At 43.6% G+C, this 19,380-nt stretch carries 15 protein-coding genes; 7 read left to right on the top strand and 8 right to left on the bottom strand.

The window, feature by feature from the left end:
* Nucleotides 1-3 precede the first annotated feature (3 nt).
* Entirely contained in the window at nt 4-1,077 is a 1,074-nt protein-coding gene (locus J699_RS12985; protein ID WP_032882764.1) for an AraC family transcriptional regulator, read from the top strand.
* A 6-nt stretch (nt 1,078-1,083) separates the two neighbouring features.
* Here J699_RS12985 and J699_RS12990 read toward each other — a convergent pair whose 3' ends face one another.
* A complete protein-coding gene (locus J699_RS12990; RefSeq protein WP_032866914.1) occupies nt 1,084-2,025 on the bottom strand; it encodes a LysR family transcriptional regulator in 942 nt (313 codons plus the stop codon).
* Between the two features lie 97 nt (nt 2,026-2,122).
* Here J699_RS12990 and J699_RS12995 point away from each other — a divergent pair, with 97 nt between their 5' ends.
* From J699_RS12995 to J699_RS13005, 3 genes are all read left to right on the top strand, one after another.
* The gene (locus J699_RS12995; protein WP_032866912.1) at nt 2,123-3,322 is read left to right on the top strand and encodes an MFS transporter; all 1,200 of its coding nucleotides are present in this window, start codon (nt 2,123-2,125) and stop codon (nt 3,320-3,322) included.
* A 271-nt stretch (nt 3,323-3,593) separates the two neighbouring features.
* The gene (locus tag J699_RS13000) at nt 3,594-4,883 is read left to right on the top strand and encodes a serine hydrolase domain-containing protein (RefSeq protein WP_032866910.1); all 1,290 of its coding nucleotides are present in this window, start codon (nt 3,594-3,596) and stop codon (nt 4,881-4,883) included.
* 208 nt (nt 4,884-5,091) lie between these two features.
* The gene (locus tag J699_RS13005) at nt 5,092-6,006 is read left to right on the top strand and encodes a LysR family transcriptional regulator (RefSeq protein ID WP_032866908.1); all 915 of its coding nucleotides are present in this window, start codon (nt 5,092-5,094) and stop codon (nt 6,004-6,006) included.
* Between the two features lie 105 nt (nt 6,007-6,111).
* Here the strand turns inward: J699_RS13005 and J699_RS13010 are convergent, their stop codons facing one another.
* From J699_RS13010 to J699_RS13020, 3 genes are all read right to left on the bottom strand, one after another.
* Nucleotides 6,112-7,506 carry an amino acid permease gene (locus J699_RS13010; protein WP_032866906.1) on the bottom strand — a complete coding sequence of 465 codons (1,395 nt, stop codon included), beginning with the start codon at nt 7,504-7,506 and terminating at the stop codon, nt 6,112-6,114.
* A 96-nt stretch (nt 7,507-7,602) separates the two neighbouring features.
* A complete protein-coding gene (locus J699_RS13015) occupies nt 7,603-9,165 on the bottom strand; it encodes a CoA-acylating methylmalonate-semialdehyde dehydrogenase (protein ID WP_032866905.1) in 1,563 nt (520 codons plus the stop codon).
* Nucleotides 9,166-9,227: 62 nt separating this feature from the next.
* On the bottom strand, nt 9,228-10,610 hold the full coding sequence (locus tag J699_RS13020) for an aspartate aminotransferase family protein (protein WP_165569289.1): 1,383 nt from the start codon (nt 10,608-10,610) through the stop codon (nt 9,228-9,230).
* A 96-nt stretch (nt 10,611-10,706) separates the two neighbouring features.
* On the opposite strand from J699_RS13020, the gene J699_RS13025 reads away from it, so the two are divergent.
* The gene (locus tag J699_RS13025; protein WP_032882763.1) at nt 10,707-11,639 is read left to right on the top strand and encodes a LysR family transcriptional regulator; all 933 of its coding nucleotides are present in this window, start codon (nt 10,707-10,709) and stop codon (nt 11,637-11,639) included.
* Between the two features lie 91 nt (nt 11,640-11,730).
* Here the strand turns inward: J699_RS13025 and J699_RS13030 are convergent, their stop codons facing one another.
* From J699_RS13030 to J699_RS13045, 4 genes are all read right to left on the bottom strand, one after another.
* Entirely contained in the window at nt 11,731-13,017 is a 1,287-nt protein-coding gene (locus J699_RS13030; protein ID WP_032866899.1) for a DcaP family trimeric outer membrane transporter, read from the bottom strand.
* Nucleotides 13,018-13,255: 238 nt separating this feature from the next.
* Nucleotides 13,256-13,930 carry a class I SAM-dependent methyltransferase gene (locus J699_RS13035; RefSeq protein ID WP_032866897.1) on the bottom strand — a complete coding sequence of 225 codons (675 nt, stop codon included), beginning with the start codon at nt 13,928-13,930 and terminating at the stop codon, nt 13,256-13,258.
* Nucleotides 13,931-14,003: 73 nt separating this feature from the next.
* Nucleotides 14,004-15,698, bottom strand: a complete 1,695-nt coding sequence (locus J699_RS13040; protein ID WP_032866895.1) for an AMP-binding protein — start codon at nt 15,696-15,698, stop codon at nt 14,004-14,006.
* 109 nt (nt 15,699-15,807) lie between these two features.
* The gene (locus J699_RS13045) at nt 15,808-16,425 is read right to left on the bottom strand and encodes a TetR/AcrR family transcriptional regulator (RefSeq protein ID WP_032866892.1); all 618 of its coding nucleotides are present in this window, start codon (nt 16,423-16,425) and stop codon (nt 15,808-15,810) included.
* A 148-nt stretch (nt 16,426-16,573) separates the two neighbouring features.
* On the opposite strand from J699_RS13045, the gene J699_RS13050 reads away from it, so the two are divergent.
* Nucleotides 16,574-17,746: an isovaleryl-CoA dehydrogenase gene (locus J699_RS13050; protein ID WP_032868219.1), complete on the top strand. Its 1,173-nt coding sequence runs from the start codon at nt 16,574-16,576 to the stop codon at nt 17,744-17,746.
* A gap of 24 nt (nt 17,747-17,770) precedes the next feature.
* On the top strand, nt 17,771-19,372 hold the full coding sequence (locus tag J699_RS13055; protein WP_032866889.1) for a carboxyl transferase domain-containing protein: 1,602 nt from the start codon (nt 17,771-17,773) through the stop codon (nt 19,370-19,372).
* The last annotated feature ends 8 nt before the right edge of the window (nt 19,373-19,380 follow it).

Genomic DNA, 19,380 nt, shown 5'->3' with positions numbered 1-19,380 from the left:
GCTATGAAAGAACAGACATTGATGATTCACAGTAACTATCTAAATATCCTGCTTGATACTGCTGCGGAATTTCGTATTTCAAAACAGGATCTTATAAAGAAAAGCCAACTTCCTTTATCCTTTTTTCATGAACAGCATCTACCTGAGAAAATTAAATTTAGTGACTGGATCAAGATCATTTCTTCGCTTCTCGAGCTGGTCCCAGATACAGGTATTGGCTACAGGTTTGGCCTGAATTGTCGTGTTACCTCACATGAAACATTAGGCTTTGCCATGCTTTCGAATGATACATTGGGTAATGTGATTCTTGATCTAAAAAAATATTTTAATATCCGTCTGCATAAGATGGAACTGAACATCCATAATCAAAATGATAAAGTCATCCTATCCATCCAACCACTTTATCAACTTGCCAAAGAAATGGAGTTAGAAAAACAAGAAACGATTAGCCAGTTCTTAACAGAAGCAGCGATGGTAAACATAATCACCAATCTTAAAGAAATTAGGGACTATGAAATTTCCGGCTTGCAGATACAGGTCAAGTGGGGAAAAAATCATTATCATTCTGGATTTGAAAAACGGCTCCCTCCATTTAAATTCAATCAGGAAAAAAACCAGATTATTTTTGATCTTAAATGTATGGATTTACCGCTTAAATTCAGCTGTAAATCAGCTTATAGTTTTGCCATTCATCATGTCAAAGAAGAGTATTTAATTTCTCAAGATCAGGAAAATCAAATTGTGTCCCTAGTCAACAAAAATATCAGACTGGTGCCACATGAGGGTTTTCCGACACTCACCGATACAGCCAGAAAACTGCGGGTTTCTGAAAGAGTGCTCAAGAGAGAACTGATGCTTGCCAATACCAGCTTTTCTTCATTGATACAGACCAAAAAATTTGCGCTGACCAAGCAATTGATTTCTTCCAATAAAAGTATTCAGGAAATCTCGGATATTCTTGGCTATAGCCATATCAATGCTTTTTCTAGAGCTTTCAGGGGCTGGACCGGTAAAAATCCCCGAGATTATATCCGCGAGCAAAAAAGTAGCCTAGGTTATGCACGTCCATTACATTAATCTATATCAACTTTTAGGCGGTGGGAGCTGGTTTAAAATATTAGGGGCCAATACTTCAAATTTTTTAATCAGGAAATCCAGAAAGAAGCGGATTCTTGGTGCGATATATTTGTTCTTATGCATAACCGCATAGATTCCGGCTTCCTGTATAATACCTTGGGTCAAAATCGCTTGTAGATTTCCTTTTTTCAGATCTGAAGCGACATCCCAGATAATTTTCCGTGTAATACCATGCCCCGCCAGTGCCCACATTCTGGCCTGAACACTGTCATTGGTTTCCCACGCGGTCTCCATATGTACAGTATATTTTAAGTTTTGCTGATCAAAATTAAAATAATATTCATTCAAGGGGCCATTTTCTGTGGTCAGTACAATGAATTTATGTTTTACCAGATCCGAAGGACGTTCAGGGATTCCATATTTTTCCAAATAGGCAGGTGATGCGCAAAGTACCCGCCAGTTGGGTGCCAGATAACGTGCCACCAGCAAGTCATTGTCGGGTAAGCCAAATCTGATCGCAATATCGATATCGTCATGGATCAGATTCGAATTTGAATCGGTCAAAGTCAAAGCAATACTGAGATCCGGATAAATTGCACTAAACTCTTCAATCCAGTGACTAATTAAATTACGCCCTAAATCGACTGAGGCCGAAATCCGGATCTTTCCTTTAACAGCAGATTGTTTATCCTGCAAGGCCATTTCGGCATCATCAATGGCTTGTAAGGCAATTTTACAATATCTTAAAAAAACCTGCCCTTCATCGGTTAGCCTTAAGCTACGGGTTGTCCGATCAAATAACTTAGCCTCAAGTGACGATTCCAGCTTGATCAGTCTGGCACTGGCAGCAGCGGGAGAAATTCCCATCTTACGCCCGGCCGCAGACAGACTTTTTAATTCGGTTGCCTCTACAAAGAGCCGCATATCACCTAAACGATCAGTTGCCATTTTAAACTTAGATTAGAAAGTTACTCAATGAATAAAGACATTATCAAATCGAACTCAATCAATCAAACTAATATCAACCAATATTTGTATTTGATTTATGAAACAACAAACCGAATGCCTCATGCCTACTGCCAATACAATAGCAAGCCCGGAAAGGCTTCCTTTGCTACAATTACTGGCATTGACCTTAGCCAGTTTTCTGGCCACAGCCAATGAAACCATTCCCGCAGGTTTACTGGACCAGATTGCGACAGGTTTCGTGACCAGTGAAGCCTGGGCTGGCCAAACCGTAACCCTTTGCGCATTAGGTACAGGAATCGCAGCGATTCCGTTGACGGTGCTGACCAAAAAATACCCGCAGCGTAATTTATTACTGATCAGCTTAATCACCTTTTCAGTGTGTAATCTGCTCACTGCCTTATCTACTCATTTCATTTTTGTTTTGTGCTTACGCTTTATTATCGGACTGGCAACAGGACTGGTATGGAGCATTCTGGCAACCTATGCACGCAGTATGGCACCTCCTCATTTACAGGGCCGTGCCTTGGCCATTGCCATGTTGGGAATCCCTTTGGCTTTAGCCTTAGGCGTACCGCTCAGTGCCTGGTTAAGTGCTTTTATTGGTTGGCGTAATATCTTTATTATTTTATCCATCACTGCACTGTTGTTGACAGTGTGGGTATTTTTTAAAGTTCCGAATTATCATAAAAACACCAGTCAGCGTTCTGTCGCATTAAAAACCGTGTTTACCATGCCCGGCGTACGCCCGATTTTATTTCTGGTCATGGCCTGGATTCTTTCGCATTATCTGCTCTATACCTATATCACCCCATTACTTACAGACCTTGGCTTAAAAACGCAGATTGATTTTATCCTGCTGGTGTTTGGACTGTCGACCTTACTCGGAATCTGGCTGATTGGTTTGCTGGTTGATCAACATCTAAAAAAGCTGATCTTCATTAGTCTCACTACATTCTTAATCATTTCAGTTTTACTCAGTCTCAGTTTCAACCATCTTGGTTTAATGCTTTTTACTGTATTTACTGTAATTTGGGGACTAAGCTTTAGTGGTGCACCTACCTTATTACAAACCGTATTAGCCAATGCTGCTCAGGAAAACGCAGATATTGCCCAGTCATTATTGGTCACGGTATTTAACCTCTCATTTGCCTGTAGTGGAATTATTGGCGGGATTTTATTAGAAACGCTAGGCACACATTACTTTCCTTTTTTAATTACATTTATCCTTGCAGTCGCACTTGAAGTCTTATTTATTTATAAGAAAATAATTTTTTAATTCGTTGGGGGATTTTTTCAATCCTCCTTAGTTTTTTCAGCTTATTTTAAATGTTAACTTAAAGTTAATATTTAAGCAGTATCATTTATTGATTCGTCTATTCTAAAAAAATATCTTAAAAGAATGAATTAAGTACAGGAGATTTATTTAAGCATCACTCTATTGCATTCAATATATTGTAAAAATGTATAGAATTTTAAATCTTATAAAACCTGGATCAATATTTAAAAGCTATGGAAATGCCGTATAGATTTACGCAAGGAATAAAAATATGAAATTAATGAAGACCGGAATTATTTTAGGAACATTATTTATGACAAGTCATACTTTTGCTCAATATGATTGTAAAAGTCTGGGTTTAAAAGACTGTCCATCGCCTGTAGATGCACAATTACCTCCCGCACATGATATGCTCTCCTGGACAGCAGCAGACAGAATCGTTGGTTTCAGAAATACCTATCGTTTATATGATGGCAGTGTGTTTCGTCCTGATCCCAAGCATATTCTTGCTCTTCCGAAAAGCGATTTGGACATTAAAGAAAATACGATCAGCTATAGCGTAAATAACAAAAAATACAACCTCGATGCTTATCTGAAAAATCAGAATGTAACCGGTCTGATTATTTTAAAAGACGGCAAAATTGCCTTGGAATATTATGGTCATGGCAACACCCCGACCACCTTATGGACATCGCGCTCAATTGGTAAGTCTGTGGTTTCAACTTTAATCGGTATCGCCATTAAACAGGGTAAAATCCATTCCATTGATGATCCGATTATCAAATATCTTCCTGATTTACAAGGAACCGCATGGCAACATGTGACCTTAAAGCAACTGCTGCAACATGCCTCTGGAGTAGAATGGAATGAAGACTATACCGATCCAGACTCCGATTTTGCACATATGACTTATTGTGAAGCTCAAGCACAGCCTGATCCATGTGTCTATCAGCTAGTCAAAAATGTAAAAGCAAAACATAAGCCTGGCGAAGTCTGGTCTTACAATACCGGCAGTGCATGGCTGGTCGGTAAAGTACTGGAAGCTGCGACAGGACAAAATATTGCTGCCTATTTACAGGACAATCTATGGAAAAAAGCAGGCATGGAACGTGAAGGTGTATGGCACTCCTACCAACGTAATGTGACGGACATGGGAGGCCATGGCTTCAATGCAACCTTAAGGGATTACGCAAGATTTGCACTTTTTGTTTCCCAGGAAGGACGCTTATCCAATGGAGAAAAACTGCTTCCGGATCAATGGCTCAAAGATTTAAGCCACTGGACTCAAGCCCGTAATTCGGTCACGCCTGAATATCCTAAAGGTCAATACGGCTATCAATGGTGGAATTATCATCCAACCTCAGACACCCCCTTAAGCTCGAAAAATATGGATGCGACCTTCTGGGGACGCGGTATATTCGGGCAACGCATGGCGATTAATCCTAAAAATAATATTGTGATGGTGCAATGGAGTGCCTGGGATTCTGCCCGTCCATCGGCAGAGATTGAAAATGAAAATGCCCTGTTCTTTAATGCCGTAACGAATTACCTGAATCAGTAGAGTCTCAGGACAATACTGGCACATCCAGTCAGTATTGTTCCCGCTTTAAAGCATAGTCCCTTAAAATTCAGCTGAGCGATCGGGTTATATTTCTAAAACAGGTTTTTTGCGCAAGCTGTATCCGCTTTTCAATAAGAAACAATCCAGCTACCCAAGCCTGTCATTAAGTCTATACAATTGTTTTCATTATTTTAATCTAGATGTGCGCATGAAAATAGAAGAAGAACTGACCCTGAAAAAAATCCAGATTTTTTTAGCGTTTATGCGCCATGGCAACTTGTCAAAAACTGCGGATGAAGTGCAAATCAGTAATGTCAGTGTGCATAAGGCCCTGCATTCACTGGAAAGTTCTCTGGGTTGTCCTTTATTTAAAAATGAAGGACGAAACCTGATCCCCCTGAAAAGTGCCTACGTGTTACAGGAGCATTCGCAACAACTGGTCCAGGACCTGCTCAATGCTGTCAATAAAACCCGTGAAGCGGCAGGCTTTGCTGCAAAAATTTTAAAACTGGGTTCACTCTATTCCTTGACGGTCAATACCATTCCCAATGTTATTAGCGGATTGAAATTAAGACGAGGTGAACTGGACATCCAGTTGCTGCTCAGCTCAAATCTGGATCTGGTCAAGAAACTGAAATCGACCGAACTGGATGCCATCATTGTAGCGCTAAATGACACCACCTGCGATGCTGATTTTGAAAAACTGCCGATGTTTCAGGACAATATTTATTTGGCTGTCAATAAAAACTCTGCATTGGCGACCCTGGACAATATCGACCTGAGCAGCTTGAAAGACGAAAAATTTTTAACCCTTTCACAAGGCTTTGCAACGCGCAATGATTCGGACATTTTGTTTGAAAAGGCTGGCATCGATCCCAAAGTGTTTTTACAAGTCAGTGATATTTTTACCTTGATCAGTATGGTCAGCACGGGTGTAGGCTTGGCCCTGTTGCCGGGGCGCATCTCAACAATTTATGAAAGCTCGGTCAAACTTATTCCACTACAGGCCCCTTATCAGATCAAACAGGAAATTGGTCTGGTGTTTCTTAAAAGTAAAGAGCGCGATCCAAATCTGCTGGCCCTGATCGCCGAGTGCCGTATGTTTGCAAGACAATATTTCTAATCATTCAGCCGTTTAATATTATTATTCCCTGCCCCCAGTTAATTCATTTCTATATAAAAATAGAACCTTAGCCGATCAAGACAAGGTTCTATTTTGCTTCTATTGCTATCCATCCAGATGCATCACCACAGTTCTAGTGGTTTTCTTCTTTCGGGTCACAATCAGTCCACAAATCACCACGCCTATGGTGACACTCAAGGATAAGGTGGTTTCATAACTATACTGCGGTGAAAAAAACATATAAGCCAATACACTCAGGATAATAAGGATCACAAACCAGGTTAGCCACGGAAATAACCACATTTTAAATGGCACTTCCACGCCAGATTTTTCTAGTTTTGTTCTTAGGCGTAGTTGTGAAAATGCAATCACCAGATAGACCAGTAAGGCAATTGAACCGGTACTGGAGAGTAACAACCCGAACACCTTGCCTGGAAATGCATAATTGATGACACAACAAATGAGGCCAATAAATGTTGAGGAGAACACCGCAACTGCAGGTACACCCGCGTAATTGATATGGGTAACTTTGCTCGGTGCTTCATGACGGGTACCTAAACGGAATAACATACGGGATGAGGTATAGATCGCCGCATTCATACAGCTTGCGACTGCAATAAATACGACCGCATCAATAATAAATTTAGTTCCGGGAACATTCAGGCTCATCAGGACATACTGGAAAGTGCCATACTTTTGCAAGTCTGGCGAGCGCCAGTCGACCAAGGCAACCGCAATAAACATGGAGACCACAAAGAATAGGATAATACGGTATAGCACCAGATTAGTGGCCCGTCTTATTTTCTGTTGCGGATTAGATGATTCTGCTGCTGCAATCGACACAATCTCCACACCGAAAAATGAAAATGCCGTAATCAGGATTGCGGCTAAAATGCCGCCAACGCCATGTGGCATGAATCCCGAATTGTTGTATAAATTGGCAACACCGCTGACATTTTGCGCTAAAGGCCAGAATCCGGAAATCGCCAATATACCAATGATAATAAATCCAATAATGGCAACCACTTTGATTAAAGAGAACCAGAACTCAAATTCACCAAAACTTTTGGTACTGAAAAAGTTGGCCAGACTCAAAAAAACGATAAAACAGAAGGCATAAGTGGAAACCGAAAAATAAGGAAACCATGAATATAAAATTTGCGCACCCGCAATCGCTTCGACAGGAATCGCCAATACCCAGAACCACCAATATAACCAGCCAATCGTAAATCCTGCCCAGGGACCTATCGCCTTACGTGCATAAGTTGAAAATGAACCGGTATCGGGTTCCAATACCGCCATTTCTCCGAGCATACGCATCACCAGAAACACCATGATGCTGGTGGTCAGGTAGGCCAGAATCACTGCAGGGCCTGCCTTGGCAATCGCCGCCGATGAACCGACAAATAAACCTGCACCAATCACACCGCCGATACTAATCATTGTAATGTGGCGATTTGAAAGTCCTTCGCCTAATTTTTTTGTTTTAACGCTATCCATATTTTATTCCTTAAAATAATTTGGGTTGGTTCACGACATGTTTTAATTCCTATCCAAAGAAAAAGGGAAAACTCAGGTTTTCCCTTGATGCAAAAATTAATTTAAAGTTGGCATCGCGAACTGTTTGGCTTCACGGACTTGCGCAGAAGGCCAGCGTTGGGTAATGGTTTTGCGACGGGTATAGAAACGCACGCCATCCGGGCCATAGGCATGCAGATCACCAAATAATGAACGCTTCCAGCCACCAAAGCTATGATAGGCCACCGGCACGGGTAAAGGCACATTGATCCCGACCATACCAACCTGGATATGACTGCTAAAATAACGGGCGGCTTCACCATCACGGGTATAGATGCAGGTCCCGTTACCATATTCATGCTCATTGATCAGTTGCATGGCTTGCTGCATGGTATCTACCCGCATCACTTGCAATACTGGCCCAAAAATTTCCTGTTGATAGCTGGTCATCTTCGGGGTGACCTGATCAATCAAGGTCGGCCCGACAAAGAAACCATTTTCATAACCGGCAGGTTTGGCATCACGACCATCAACCACAATTTTGGCACCTTGCTGTTCTGCACTCTGAATATAGGCTTGCACCTTATCTTTATGGGCTTGCGTGATCAAGGGGCCAAAATCATTATTGCTATCGGCATAATGCCCGAATTTCAATTTGTGCATTTCCTGGGTCAGCTTCTCAATCACAATATCTGCGACTTCATCACCAATCGCCACGGCGACTGAAAGCGCCATACAACGCTCACCAGAAGAACCAAAGGCAGCACCTAATAATGAAGTTACCACATTATCAATATCTGCATCGGGCATAATAATGGCATGGTTTTTTGCACCGCCCAAGGCCTGACAACGCTTGCCTGCTGCGGTAGCTGTACGATAGATATATTCAGCAATAGGGGTTGAACCGACAAAACTGACCGCCTGAATTTTTGGATGGTTCAATAAGGTATCAACCGCTTCTTTGTCGCCATTGACGACATTAAATCCCCCATCGGGTAAGCCCGCCTGTTTTAGTAATTCAGCCAGGAATAAGACGACTGACGGCGCTTTTTCTGATGGCTTCAGTACAAAGCAGTTTCCACAGACCAGCGCCATCGGGAACATCCACAACGCCACCATTGCGGGGAAATTAAATGGGGTAATACCTGCAACTACACCTAATGGCTGAAATTCACTCCACGAATCAATATCTGGCCCGACATTTTTTGAATATTCACCTTTGAGTAGCTCTGGTGCACCACAGGCGTATTCTACATTTTCAATGCCGCGTTGCAGTTCCCCTTTCGCGTCATGGGAAATCTTGCCATGCTCCTGTCCAATCAATTCACAGATTTTTTCAGCATTTTCTTCCAGTAACTGTTTGAACTTAAACATCACGCGCGCACGCTTGATCACCGGTGTGTCACGCCATGCCGGAAAAGCCTGCTCTGCCACGTGAACCACGTCATTGACCGTTTGAGAATCTGCAATTTCAACCACTTTACTGATTTCACCCGTTGCCGGATTATAAACAGGCTGTCTTTTGGCAGACTTGGACACCACCTTTCCATTGATAAAATGTCCAAGCACCTGCGTTGCCTGTGCTGCTTGACCGTCATGGCTTTGCGTCGTTTCACTTGAAAAATGTTCTAAGTTATTCATCTCTTATTCCTTGTATGGGATCATGTCTTCCGATTGATATGCTTTTGAGTTAAAAATTGAATTTATTTCACCTGATAAAGGGCATCGCCAACCGCATTCATCAATCTTGATAATTGCGCCTCGGTGCTATTAAACATTGGGCCAAACTGTAAGGTATCTCCGCCAAAACGGACAAAGAAACCGGCTTTCCAAAGTTTCATTCCAAGTTCAAAACCTCGGATCGTGGCATCACCATCGCGTGGCGCCAGTTGCACAGCACCAATCAGTCCACAATTACGGATATCCAGAATATGTGGTGCACCTTTTAATTCGTGTAGTAGCGTTTCAAAGCTTGGTGCCAATGCCGCAGATTGCGCCAATAAATTCTGTTTTTCCAATACATCCAGTGTGGCTAAAGCTGCTGCACAGGCGACCGGATGTGCGGAATAGGTATAACCATGGGTGAACTCAACCGCATGCTCAGGTAAATCTTGCTGCATGAACGCGTCATAGATGTCATGACTTGCCACAACGCCACCGAGTGGAATTGCACCATTGGTAATCTGTTTGGCAAAATTTAAAATATCGGGGGCGACACCAAAATACTCGGCTGCGGTCCATTTCCCCATACGACCAAAGCCGGTAATCACCTCATCAAAAATCAACAAGATATCGTGCTGGTCACAGATTTCCCGAAGTCGTTTTAAATAACCTGTGGGTGGCACAATACAGCCTGCAGATCCTGATACAGGTTCAACAATGACAGCCGCAATATTGGATGCGTCATGTAATTCGATCAACTTGAGCAGTTCATCTGCCAGCTCAATCCCGCCTGTTTCTGCACAGCCTTTGGTAAAACTCAAATCGGGTTGCAAGGTATGGGGCAAATGATCCACATCCATCAACTGACCAAACATTTTACGGTTGCCACCGATCCCGCCCAGGCTGGTTCCTGCGACATTGACGCCATGGTAACCGCGAGCACGGCCAATCAGTTTGGTCTTGCTGGGTTTCCCCTTAATCCGCCAATAGGCACGCGCCATCTTGATTGCAGTATCAGCTGATTCCGATCCAGAATCCGTAAAAAACACATGTTGTAATTTTTCAGGCATGTGCTGAATAATTTTTTCTGCCAGTTGAAACGACAAGGGATGCCCAAACTGGAAGCCAGGAGAAAAATCCAGTTTTGATAACTGCTGGCTCACCGCCTGCTGGATTTCCGGCAAAGTATGCCCTGCCCCACATGTCCATAACCCAGACAAGGAGTCATAGACTTCACGGCCTGTGCTATCCATTAAATAGGCGCCTTTTGCTCCCACAATGATACGGGGGTCTTTATGGAAGTTACGGTTGGCAGAAAATGGCATCCAGTGTGCTTGATAATTGAGGTTCATCTGGGCGCTTGGTGATGTTGCTTCCAATGCTTCATCACGGTCATTTGCGGTATCGATATCAAACATAATCACTCTTCTTGTTTTGTGGTTATCTCTGGAGTGTACAGAGCCAAATAGTTTTGATAAATTCAAATTGTCTTGAGTTTAGATATAAAAAAGCAAAACTAAATGAAACCGAAAAAATTAAATCAAGTGACTGATTTTGATATAAAACTTCTTAAGATATTTAAAACGGTTTGTGACTGCCATAGTTTTAGTTCCGCTGAAAGTATTCTTGGGATTAGTCGCTCAGCCATCAGTCTGCACATGAGTGATCTGGAAAATCGCCTAGGCATCCGGCTATGTCAGCGTGGCCGTGCGGGCTTTGCCCTCACCGACGAAGGACGGGAAATTTTGGAATATATCGAAGTTCTAACGGCTTCGATTGAAGACTTCCGTGCCAAAATCAACCAGATGCACAACCAGCTCAAGGGAGAATTTAATATCGGGATTATTAATAATCTGGTGACCATGCCCAGTCTGTATATCACCAATACACTGGCCCAACTTGCGGAAGAAAATGCAGAAGTGGTGATTAATATCAGTATGAGCACCCTTTCCGATATCGAATGCCGGGTACTGGACAACCGTTTACACGCGGGTGTGATTCCTCTGGTGACGCCATTGTCTGGACTGGATTATTTGCATTTATATGAAGAAAAGTCATTTCTGTATTGCGGCAAAAATCATCCTTTGTTTAATCATCTGGATGAAATCAAATCGAAGGATCTGAATAACTGGCAAGCGGTGCTGCCAAATTATGCGATAACCGCAGAAGCATCTAAACTACATCAACTTCTGGACTGTTCAGCCACCGCCAGTGACCGTGAAGGCATTGCTTTTATGATCCTGACCGGGAAATTTCTCGGCTTCCTGCCCGATCACTATGCCAAGAAATGGGTCGATGATGGTTTTATGCAACCGATTCTGCAACAAGTCATCCATCATAGCACCCCAATCTGCCTGATTACCCATAAAGGCAAAAATTACAATATGGTGTTAAAAGCATTTATGGACATCCTGAAGCAAAAAATTATACCCGTAGCGCCATCAGTTTCCTGACCAAACTTGCCTCCTTCATCGATATTCAACAACAGCTTGGTTGAAGAAGATCAATGAAGGATCAACCCTTAATAATCATTTCTCAGATGTATTAAAAATCATAAGTTGCCATCATGTTGACGCGATTATCAATCCCGTTACGGCCGTCAAAGGTTTCACGCTCGCCATAGACATATTCCACGCCCAAGGTGATGGGCTTGTACGGGTTGTACATCGCATTGATCCAGCCCTGCCATAACTCTTTATTCTGGGTGAGATTGTTTTTCTGGATTTCAGCAAAGCGATTGTCATCCTTGGCCTTCATATAGCCATAACCTAAAGTAGAGCGCAGCTGGGAATTAAACTGATGGGTGATGCCCGCAGAAATCGTATCGAATTCGTTGCTCTGAATATTATTTTGATCATCAATCACATAACTATTATTGGCCCAAAGCAGAAAGCGACCATCCCCTTTGACATGGTAATAATCAGCCTTTAAGAAGGTTTGCGGACTCAATTGATATTTGCCCCCTAGCCCCACACCCCATGCCCATTGCTTGTCGGTACTGGTTTTTTTCTCAGCCATAAACGTTCGGCCTGACAATAGCGAGCCATTGTCAAATTTATGATTGAGGCGTCCCACCAAGGCAGGCATACGCATTTCATTATCCGGATCTGAAGTTGCAGTATATTTTGGATCTTCAATCGCGACCGCAAAACTGGTGTTTGCCGAGAGCTTATCGCTATAGCGCAGCATCGGCGAACGTTGCAAGGCACCGCCCACAAAAGTTCCGGCATCCACCGTTTCCGGATAGTATTCAGGTGCAATAAACGTTGACCAGGTCTGACCGATCAGCCACTGATCCAAAGTGATATACGCATGACGGATACGGAATTGATCCCGCGTTGCTCCCCCAAAGAAATCCATTTCCAGCTTACCGCCCACTTCGCCAGCGACACTCGGTGTTTTAAAGTTTAGCCCCAGACGCGTGACATTGACGGTTGAATGTAAACGGTCTTTTTGCTGCGTTTCCTCTGCCGTGTGTTCCAGTGGCACACCACTGATATTGTTATACATAGTCGATGCACCTTTGGCCTGATAAGAGGCATCGGCACGGATATAACCATATAAATTGACCTCTGCACCGCCTTTACTCAGATTCAGCTTAGGGGCTGACGTCTCGGTTGCTTGGGGTGAAGCCGTCACAACCACTGGATTGGCAGGTTGTACAGGAGCTTTTTGCTGCACATATTGCTGCAACATCGCCCTTAATTCTTGTACTTCCTGTCGGAGTTGCGCAATTTCGGCCTGATCCGTTGCTGCATAAACAGGTGATATCACCGTTACAACCGACAGTGCCAACAGGCTTTTTTGTACCGTTAAAATAAACTTATCCATTTAAATCAATTTCCTTGTTCGCAGATCTTCCCGACCTTTTAAGATCATTGTTTATTTGTGTTTTTCCTTTGCCTGAAAGGCAATTTCACAGCACATTTTTTATTTTAAAAATCAACACCATTTGATTTATTTGGTTTTTAGCTCCTCTGTTTTAATCCTTGGTAAGTCTTTCTATTCTTAAATGGCAACAGCAAGCCAAAGCCGAATTGTCCAAACATGATAATCGCCACTGATCAGCTTAATTCTTCTGTGCAATCAGCCCCTGATAGGCCAAGGTCTGGCTAAAAACATGGACATTGCCCAAACCAGCCTGACTAAGCAGGTGCTGATAATCCGTGAAAGACAGCGTGTAAAAATCCTGTCCTAAACGTTCCATCATCGCCTGACTCTGCGCTGCACTCAGTCCATTGGCCTGGCATAACAACGGTAAGGCTTTCATTTGCAGTGTGTCTTCACAATGCATCAGATCGTAGGTCAATAAAATGCCACTGCTTTTTAAGCGTTTTGCCATCTCAAAAAAGAAAGCGGGCTTGTTCTCATGCGCAATAAAATGAGCAACGAGAATACAAAGTACGGCATCAAACCTTTGCAGTTCGGATAAACAAGTTGTCTCTCCATGTACAAAGTTAACGCGAGCTTGCTGCCCGATTGCCTGAATTTGCGCTTGAGCCTTTTGCAGCATGGCGAGAGAAGGATCAACAGCAGTAAAAGACCAGCTCGGATGCTTATTCAGTAAATATTCAAGCTCATAGCCTGTGCCGCAACCCACCACCAGAATATGCGCATCCCGTCTCAAACTGGCCTGTAAAATGGCATCGACTTGCTGATGCATCAGCTCGTAGCCCGGAATCAGACAACGAATATGCTGGTCATAACGCTCCACCACTTTCTGGCTATTAAAATCTTTGGCCATTTCATCCCCTGTTTTTTAGTCACGTGGCACTCAGCAATCGCTAAAATCCTGAGTGATCCCAGCGTGCTTAATTTTAATCAAAGACTTCTGCTGTCAGGTTTAACTCGGCACGCATGATTTCCTGCAATTTAAATTTCTGTGCTTTGCCTGAGGCCGTCATAGGGAATTCAGCAAAGAATTTGACATAGCGTGGCACTTTATTATGTGAAATATGTTCTTTGCAGAAGTGTCTAATACTGTCTTCATCACATTGATGATGTTCATGCAAAATAATGCAGGCGCAGAGTTCCTCGCCATAACGGCTGTCTGGCAGACCAATCACCTGAACATCCGAAATATCGGGATGGGTATATAAGAAATCTTCGATTTCCTTCGGAAACAGGTTTTCCCCGCCACGGATCACCACATCCTTGATGCGGCCTTTGATTTTGATAAAACCGTCTTGATCCATTTCTGCGATATCACCGGTATGCATCCAGCCTGCCGCATCAATGACCTCTTTGGTTTTTTCAGGCTCATCCCAATAACCTGCCATGACTGAATAACCACGGACACAAAGCTCACCCAGCACACCTTGCGGAACAATCTCGCCTTCCAGATCGACAATTTTGACTTCCAGATGCGGATGTACATGTCCAACTGTACTGACCCGTTTATCAATGGAATCATCAATATAACTTTGTACACTGACCGGTGACGTCTCGGTCATGCCATAACAAATGGTAATGTCAGACATGTGCATGCGGTCTATGACCCGCTGCATGATTTCTCGTGGACATGGACTACCTGCCATGATGCCTGTACGCAAACTGGATAAATCGAATTCGGTAAATTGCTCATGCTCTAACATGGCAATAAACATGGTCGGCACACCATAGGCTGCGGTGCATTTTTCCCGGTGGATGGTTTTTAAAGACTCTAGTGGATTAAAAACGGCGGCTGGATACACCATGGTTGAACCATGGGTGATACAGGCCAGATTACCCATGACCATGCCAAAACAATGGAATAAAGGCACCGAAATACAGACCCGATCCTGCGGGGTTAGCCCGATGCCTTCACCGACAAAATAACCATTATTGAGAATATTGTGATGAGTCAGCATGGTTCCTTTCGGATTGCCGGTAGTGCCGGAAGTAAATTGGATATTAATGGTTTCATCAAACTGCAAATGCTGGGCTAAAGCACTGAGCTGCTCAAGTTGCTGTGGTGTCGGCTGTCCGACCAGATCGCTAAAACGGTGAATACCGCTATGCTGTTGTTCATCAATTTTAATGACATATTTTAAATGCGGTAAACGTGCTGAATGAAGAACCTTATCTGTACTGAATGCTAATTCAGGTGCAATCTTGCTTAGTAATTCCTGATAATCTGTGGTCTTGAATTGAGCTGCAATGACCAGCCCTTTACAGGCCACCTTATTCAGTACGTATTCCAGTTCATGGCTTTTATAAGCCGTGTTCAGATTGACCAGAATAATGCCGGCTTTTGCGGCTGCAAACTGCGTCACGGTCCATTCCACACAATTCGGAGACCAAATCGCTAAACGATCACCCTTTTTTAATCCCAGTTTTAACAGGCTACAAGCAAAGGCATTGACTTCATCCTGCAATGCCCTATAGCTCAATCGTCTGTTCTGATGAGCACTGACAATGGCCTCCTGCTCCGCATATTGCGCACAGGCCTGATCAAATTTTTCTCCAATCGTCATCCCCAACAGGGGCTGAGAACTGGTTCCAGAGACATAGCTTAACCGTTGTTGTTGCATTGAATCACTCTCCTTGATTCTTTGTAATTCTGTTTTCAGTCATCTAATTATTTTGAGTACAGCTACTTTTCCAACATCCTGTTGTGTCATTCTAATGATGCTGTTGGCCTTACTTTTTTTGCACCGCATCCACACAAAAGTCAGCAATCTGCTTGGAAAAATAGTTTTTATACTGCTGATCAAACTTGATATTTTGTGCTGGATCTAAAGGTTCAACCACCACATAGGTCATGGCACCCACCACGCACAGCGCTGCGGTATTAAGATCCTCCAGCACAAACTCACCACTTGCATTTCCATCTGCAAGGATTTTCTTAATACTTTGTTTAATCAGCTGTTTCACACGGAAACGCTCATGTTCAACTGTAGAATCAACAGGTTCAAACATGAGTGAATAGGCCAGCTGAGGACTATTCAGTGCCCGTTTTACAAAGCTGGTGACGGCCTTATGTAATTTCTGCTGTGCGCTTAAATTACTTTCGGTAATCGAGTCAATCACCAACAGTTCGGTGTTAATCGCCTCGGATAAAACTTCAATCAGCACCTGACTTTTATTATCAAAGTAGCGATACACCAGTCCACTTGAAACACGTGCTTGCTCAGCAATAGTTTGTATCTGTGCGTCCTTGAACCCTCCCTCCGAAATCAATTTTCTGGCTGAACTCAAAATCGCTTTGCGATTTTGTTCCATCCGCTCCTGCATCAAAGATGATCGTTTATAGCTCATGAATTTTATTCTCTACCAAATAAAATGGATTGTAAATCATTTTATGAATCACTATTCACTTTTTCAAAAAATCATTGTATGGTACTTCTTAAGCACATACAACAACGCTTTTTGGAACAACAAATATAACCAATGGGATGACGATACAATGAACTTACGTAGCTTGAATTTTGGTCTGGATGAAACGTTAATTGCGCTACAAGATTCAGTAGCTGCATTTTGCGCAAAGGAAATTGCACCCATTGCCCAGCAAGTTGATCAGGACAATCTATTCCCGGCCCAGCTCTGGAAAAAATTTGGTGATATGGGCCTGCTCGGTCTTACCGTTTCTGAAGAATACGGTGGCACCAATTTAGGCTATCTGGCACACATCATTGTGCTACAGGAAATTTCACGCGCATCTGCCTCCATCGGGCTTTCTTATGGGGCGCATTCCAACTTATGTATCAACCAGATTAACCGTAACGGTAGCGAACAACAGAAACAGAAATATTTACCGAAACTGATTTCAGGTGACTTTGTCGGTGCTTTGGCAATGTCAGAACCGAATGCAGGTTCCGATGTGGTCAGTATGAAACTGCGTGCCGAGCAAAAAGGTGATCATTTTGTTCTCAATGGTTCGAAAATGTGGATCACCAACGGTGGTGATGCCGATGTACTGGTGGTGTATGCCAAAACTGATCCACAGGCAGGTGCCAAAGGCATGACCGCCTTCCTGATTGAAAAAGACATGAAAGGCTTTAGTCATGGCAGCCATTTAGACAAACTCGGTATGCGTGGTTCCAATACTTATCCGCTATTTTTTGACAATGTTGAAGTACCTGCCGAAAACGTGTTGGGCGGTGTCGGTAACGGTGCCAAAGTACTGATGAGTGGTCTGGACTATGAGCGTGCCGTATTAAGTGCCGGGCCGCTTGGCATTATGGATGCCTGTCTGGATGTGGTGATTCCTTACCTACATGAACGTGAACAATTTGGTCAGGCTTTAGGTGAATTCCAGCTTATGCAAGGCAAACTGGCTGACATGTATTCCACCTGGCTGGCATGTAAAGCCCTGGTCTATGCCGTGGGTGCAGCCTGTGACAAAGCTGATCATGACCGTAGCTTACGTAAAGATGCAGCAAGTGCGATTTTATATGCGGCTGAAAAAGCCACATGGATGGCAGGTGAAACCATTCAGACTTTAGGCGGCAATGGTTATATCAATGAATACGCTGCAGGCCGTTTATGGCGTGATGCCAAACTTTATGAAATTGGTGCAGGCACTTCTGAAATTCGCCGTATGCTGATTGGCCGCGAACTGTTCAATGAAACCAAATAATAATAAACAATAAGGACGCAGCGTATGAACCAATTACACAGCAAGATCAATGTTCGAAGTGAAGAATTCAAAACCAACCAGCAAGCCATGCAGACCTTGGTTGCAGACCTTCAACAGGTTGCTCAAAAAGTGGCGCTTGGTGGCGGTGAAAATGCCCGTCAAAAGCATCTCGCCAGAGGTAAACTGCTGCCACGAGACCGTATTGATCAACTGATTGATGTGGGTACCGCGTTTTTAGAAATTGGTCAGTTGGCTGCTTACAAAGTTTATGAAGATGACATTCCTGCTGCGGGCGTGATTGCAGGTATTGGGCAAGTCAACGGTGTGACCTGCATGATCGTCGCCAATGATGCAACAGTTAAAGGTGGCACCTATTATCCCCTGACTGTGAAAAAGCATTTACGTGCCCAGGAAATTGCTGAACAAAATCACTTACCTTGTATTTATCTGGTCGATTCAGGCGGTGCGTTCTTACCGATGCAGGATGAGGTGTTCCCTGACCGCGATCACTTCGGACGGATCTTCTATAATCAGGCCCGTATGTCGAGCTTAGGTATTGCCCAGATTGCGGTGGTGATGGGCAGTTGTACCGCAGGTGGCGCCTATGTACCGGCCATGTCAGATGAAACCATTATTGTCCGCAATCAGGGGACCATTTTCTTAGGCGGCCCGCCTCTGGTCAAAGCTGCGACTGGCGAAGTAGTCAGTAGTGAAGATTTAGGCGGTGGTGATGTGCATACACGTCTTTCGGGTGTAGCTGACCATTTAGCTGAAAACGATGAACATGCGCTTGCGATTGCACGAAACATTGTCGCGAACCTCAATAAAAAGCCAAATGCCTTAAATAAACAAGTTGATGAACCATTGTTTGATGCATCGGAACTCTATGGCGTGGTGCCAAGTGATGCACGTAAACCATTTGATGTACGTGAAGTGATTGCCCGTATTGTGGACGGCTCACGTTTTGATGAATTTAAAACGCGCTTTGGTTCTACATTGATTACTGGTTTTGCGTCCCTCTATGGTATGCCAGTCGGGGTTATTGCCAATAACGGGATTTTATTCTCTGAGTCTGCACAGAAAGGCGCGCACTTCATTGAGCTATGCACACAGCGCAATATTCCATTGTTATTCCTGCAAAACATTACCGGTTTTATGGTGGGTCGCCAGTATGAAAATGAAGGAATTGCAAAAAACGGTGCCAAACTGGTGATGGCTGTTGCCACTGCCAATGTACCCAAACTCACCCTGATTATTGGTGGTTCATTTGGTGCAGGTAACTACGGAATGTGCGGCCGTGCTTATTCACCCCGCTTTTTATGGACTTGGCCGAACTCTCGTATTTCAGTGATGGGCGGCGAACAAGCAGCAAGCGTACTCTCGACCTTAAAACGTGATCAGATTGAGCAAAAAGGTGCCGAGTGGTCAGCGCAACAAGAAGACGAGTTTAAACAACCGATTCGTGAACAATACGAGCGCCAAGGCCATCCGTACTATGCTTCTGCCCGCCTTTGGGATGACGGTGTCATTGACCCAGCGCAAACTCGTCAGGTACTCGGTTTAAGTCTTGCTGCTGCGATGAATGCCCCGATCCAGCCAACCAAATTTGGCGTGTTCCGCATGTAAGAGGTGTC

The sequence above is a fragment of the Acinetobacter sp. 1000160 genome (genome assembly GCF_000588715.1).
Lineage (GTDB): Bacteria > Pseudomonadota > Gammaproteobacteria > Pseudomonadales > Moraxellaceae > Acinetobacter > Acinetobacter courvalinii.
Note: the sequence above shows the minus strand (reverse complement) of the source record. Positions and strands in the feature narration are given on the sequence as shown.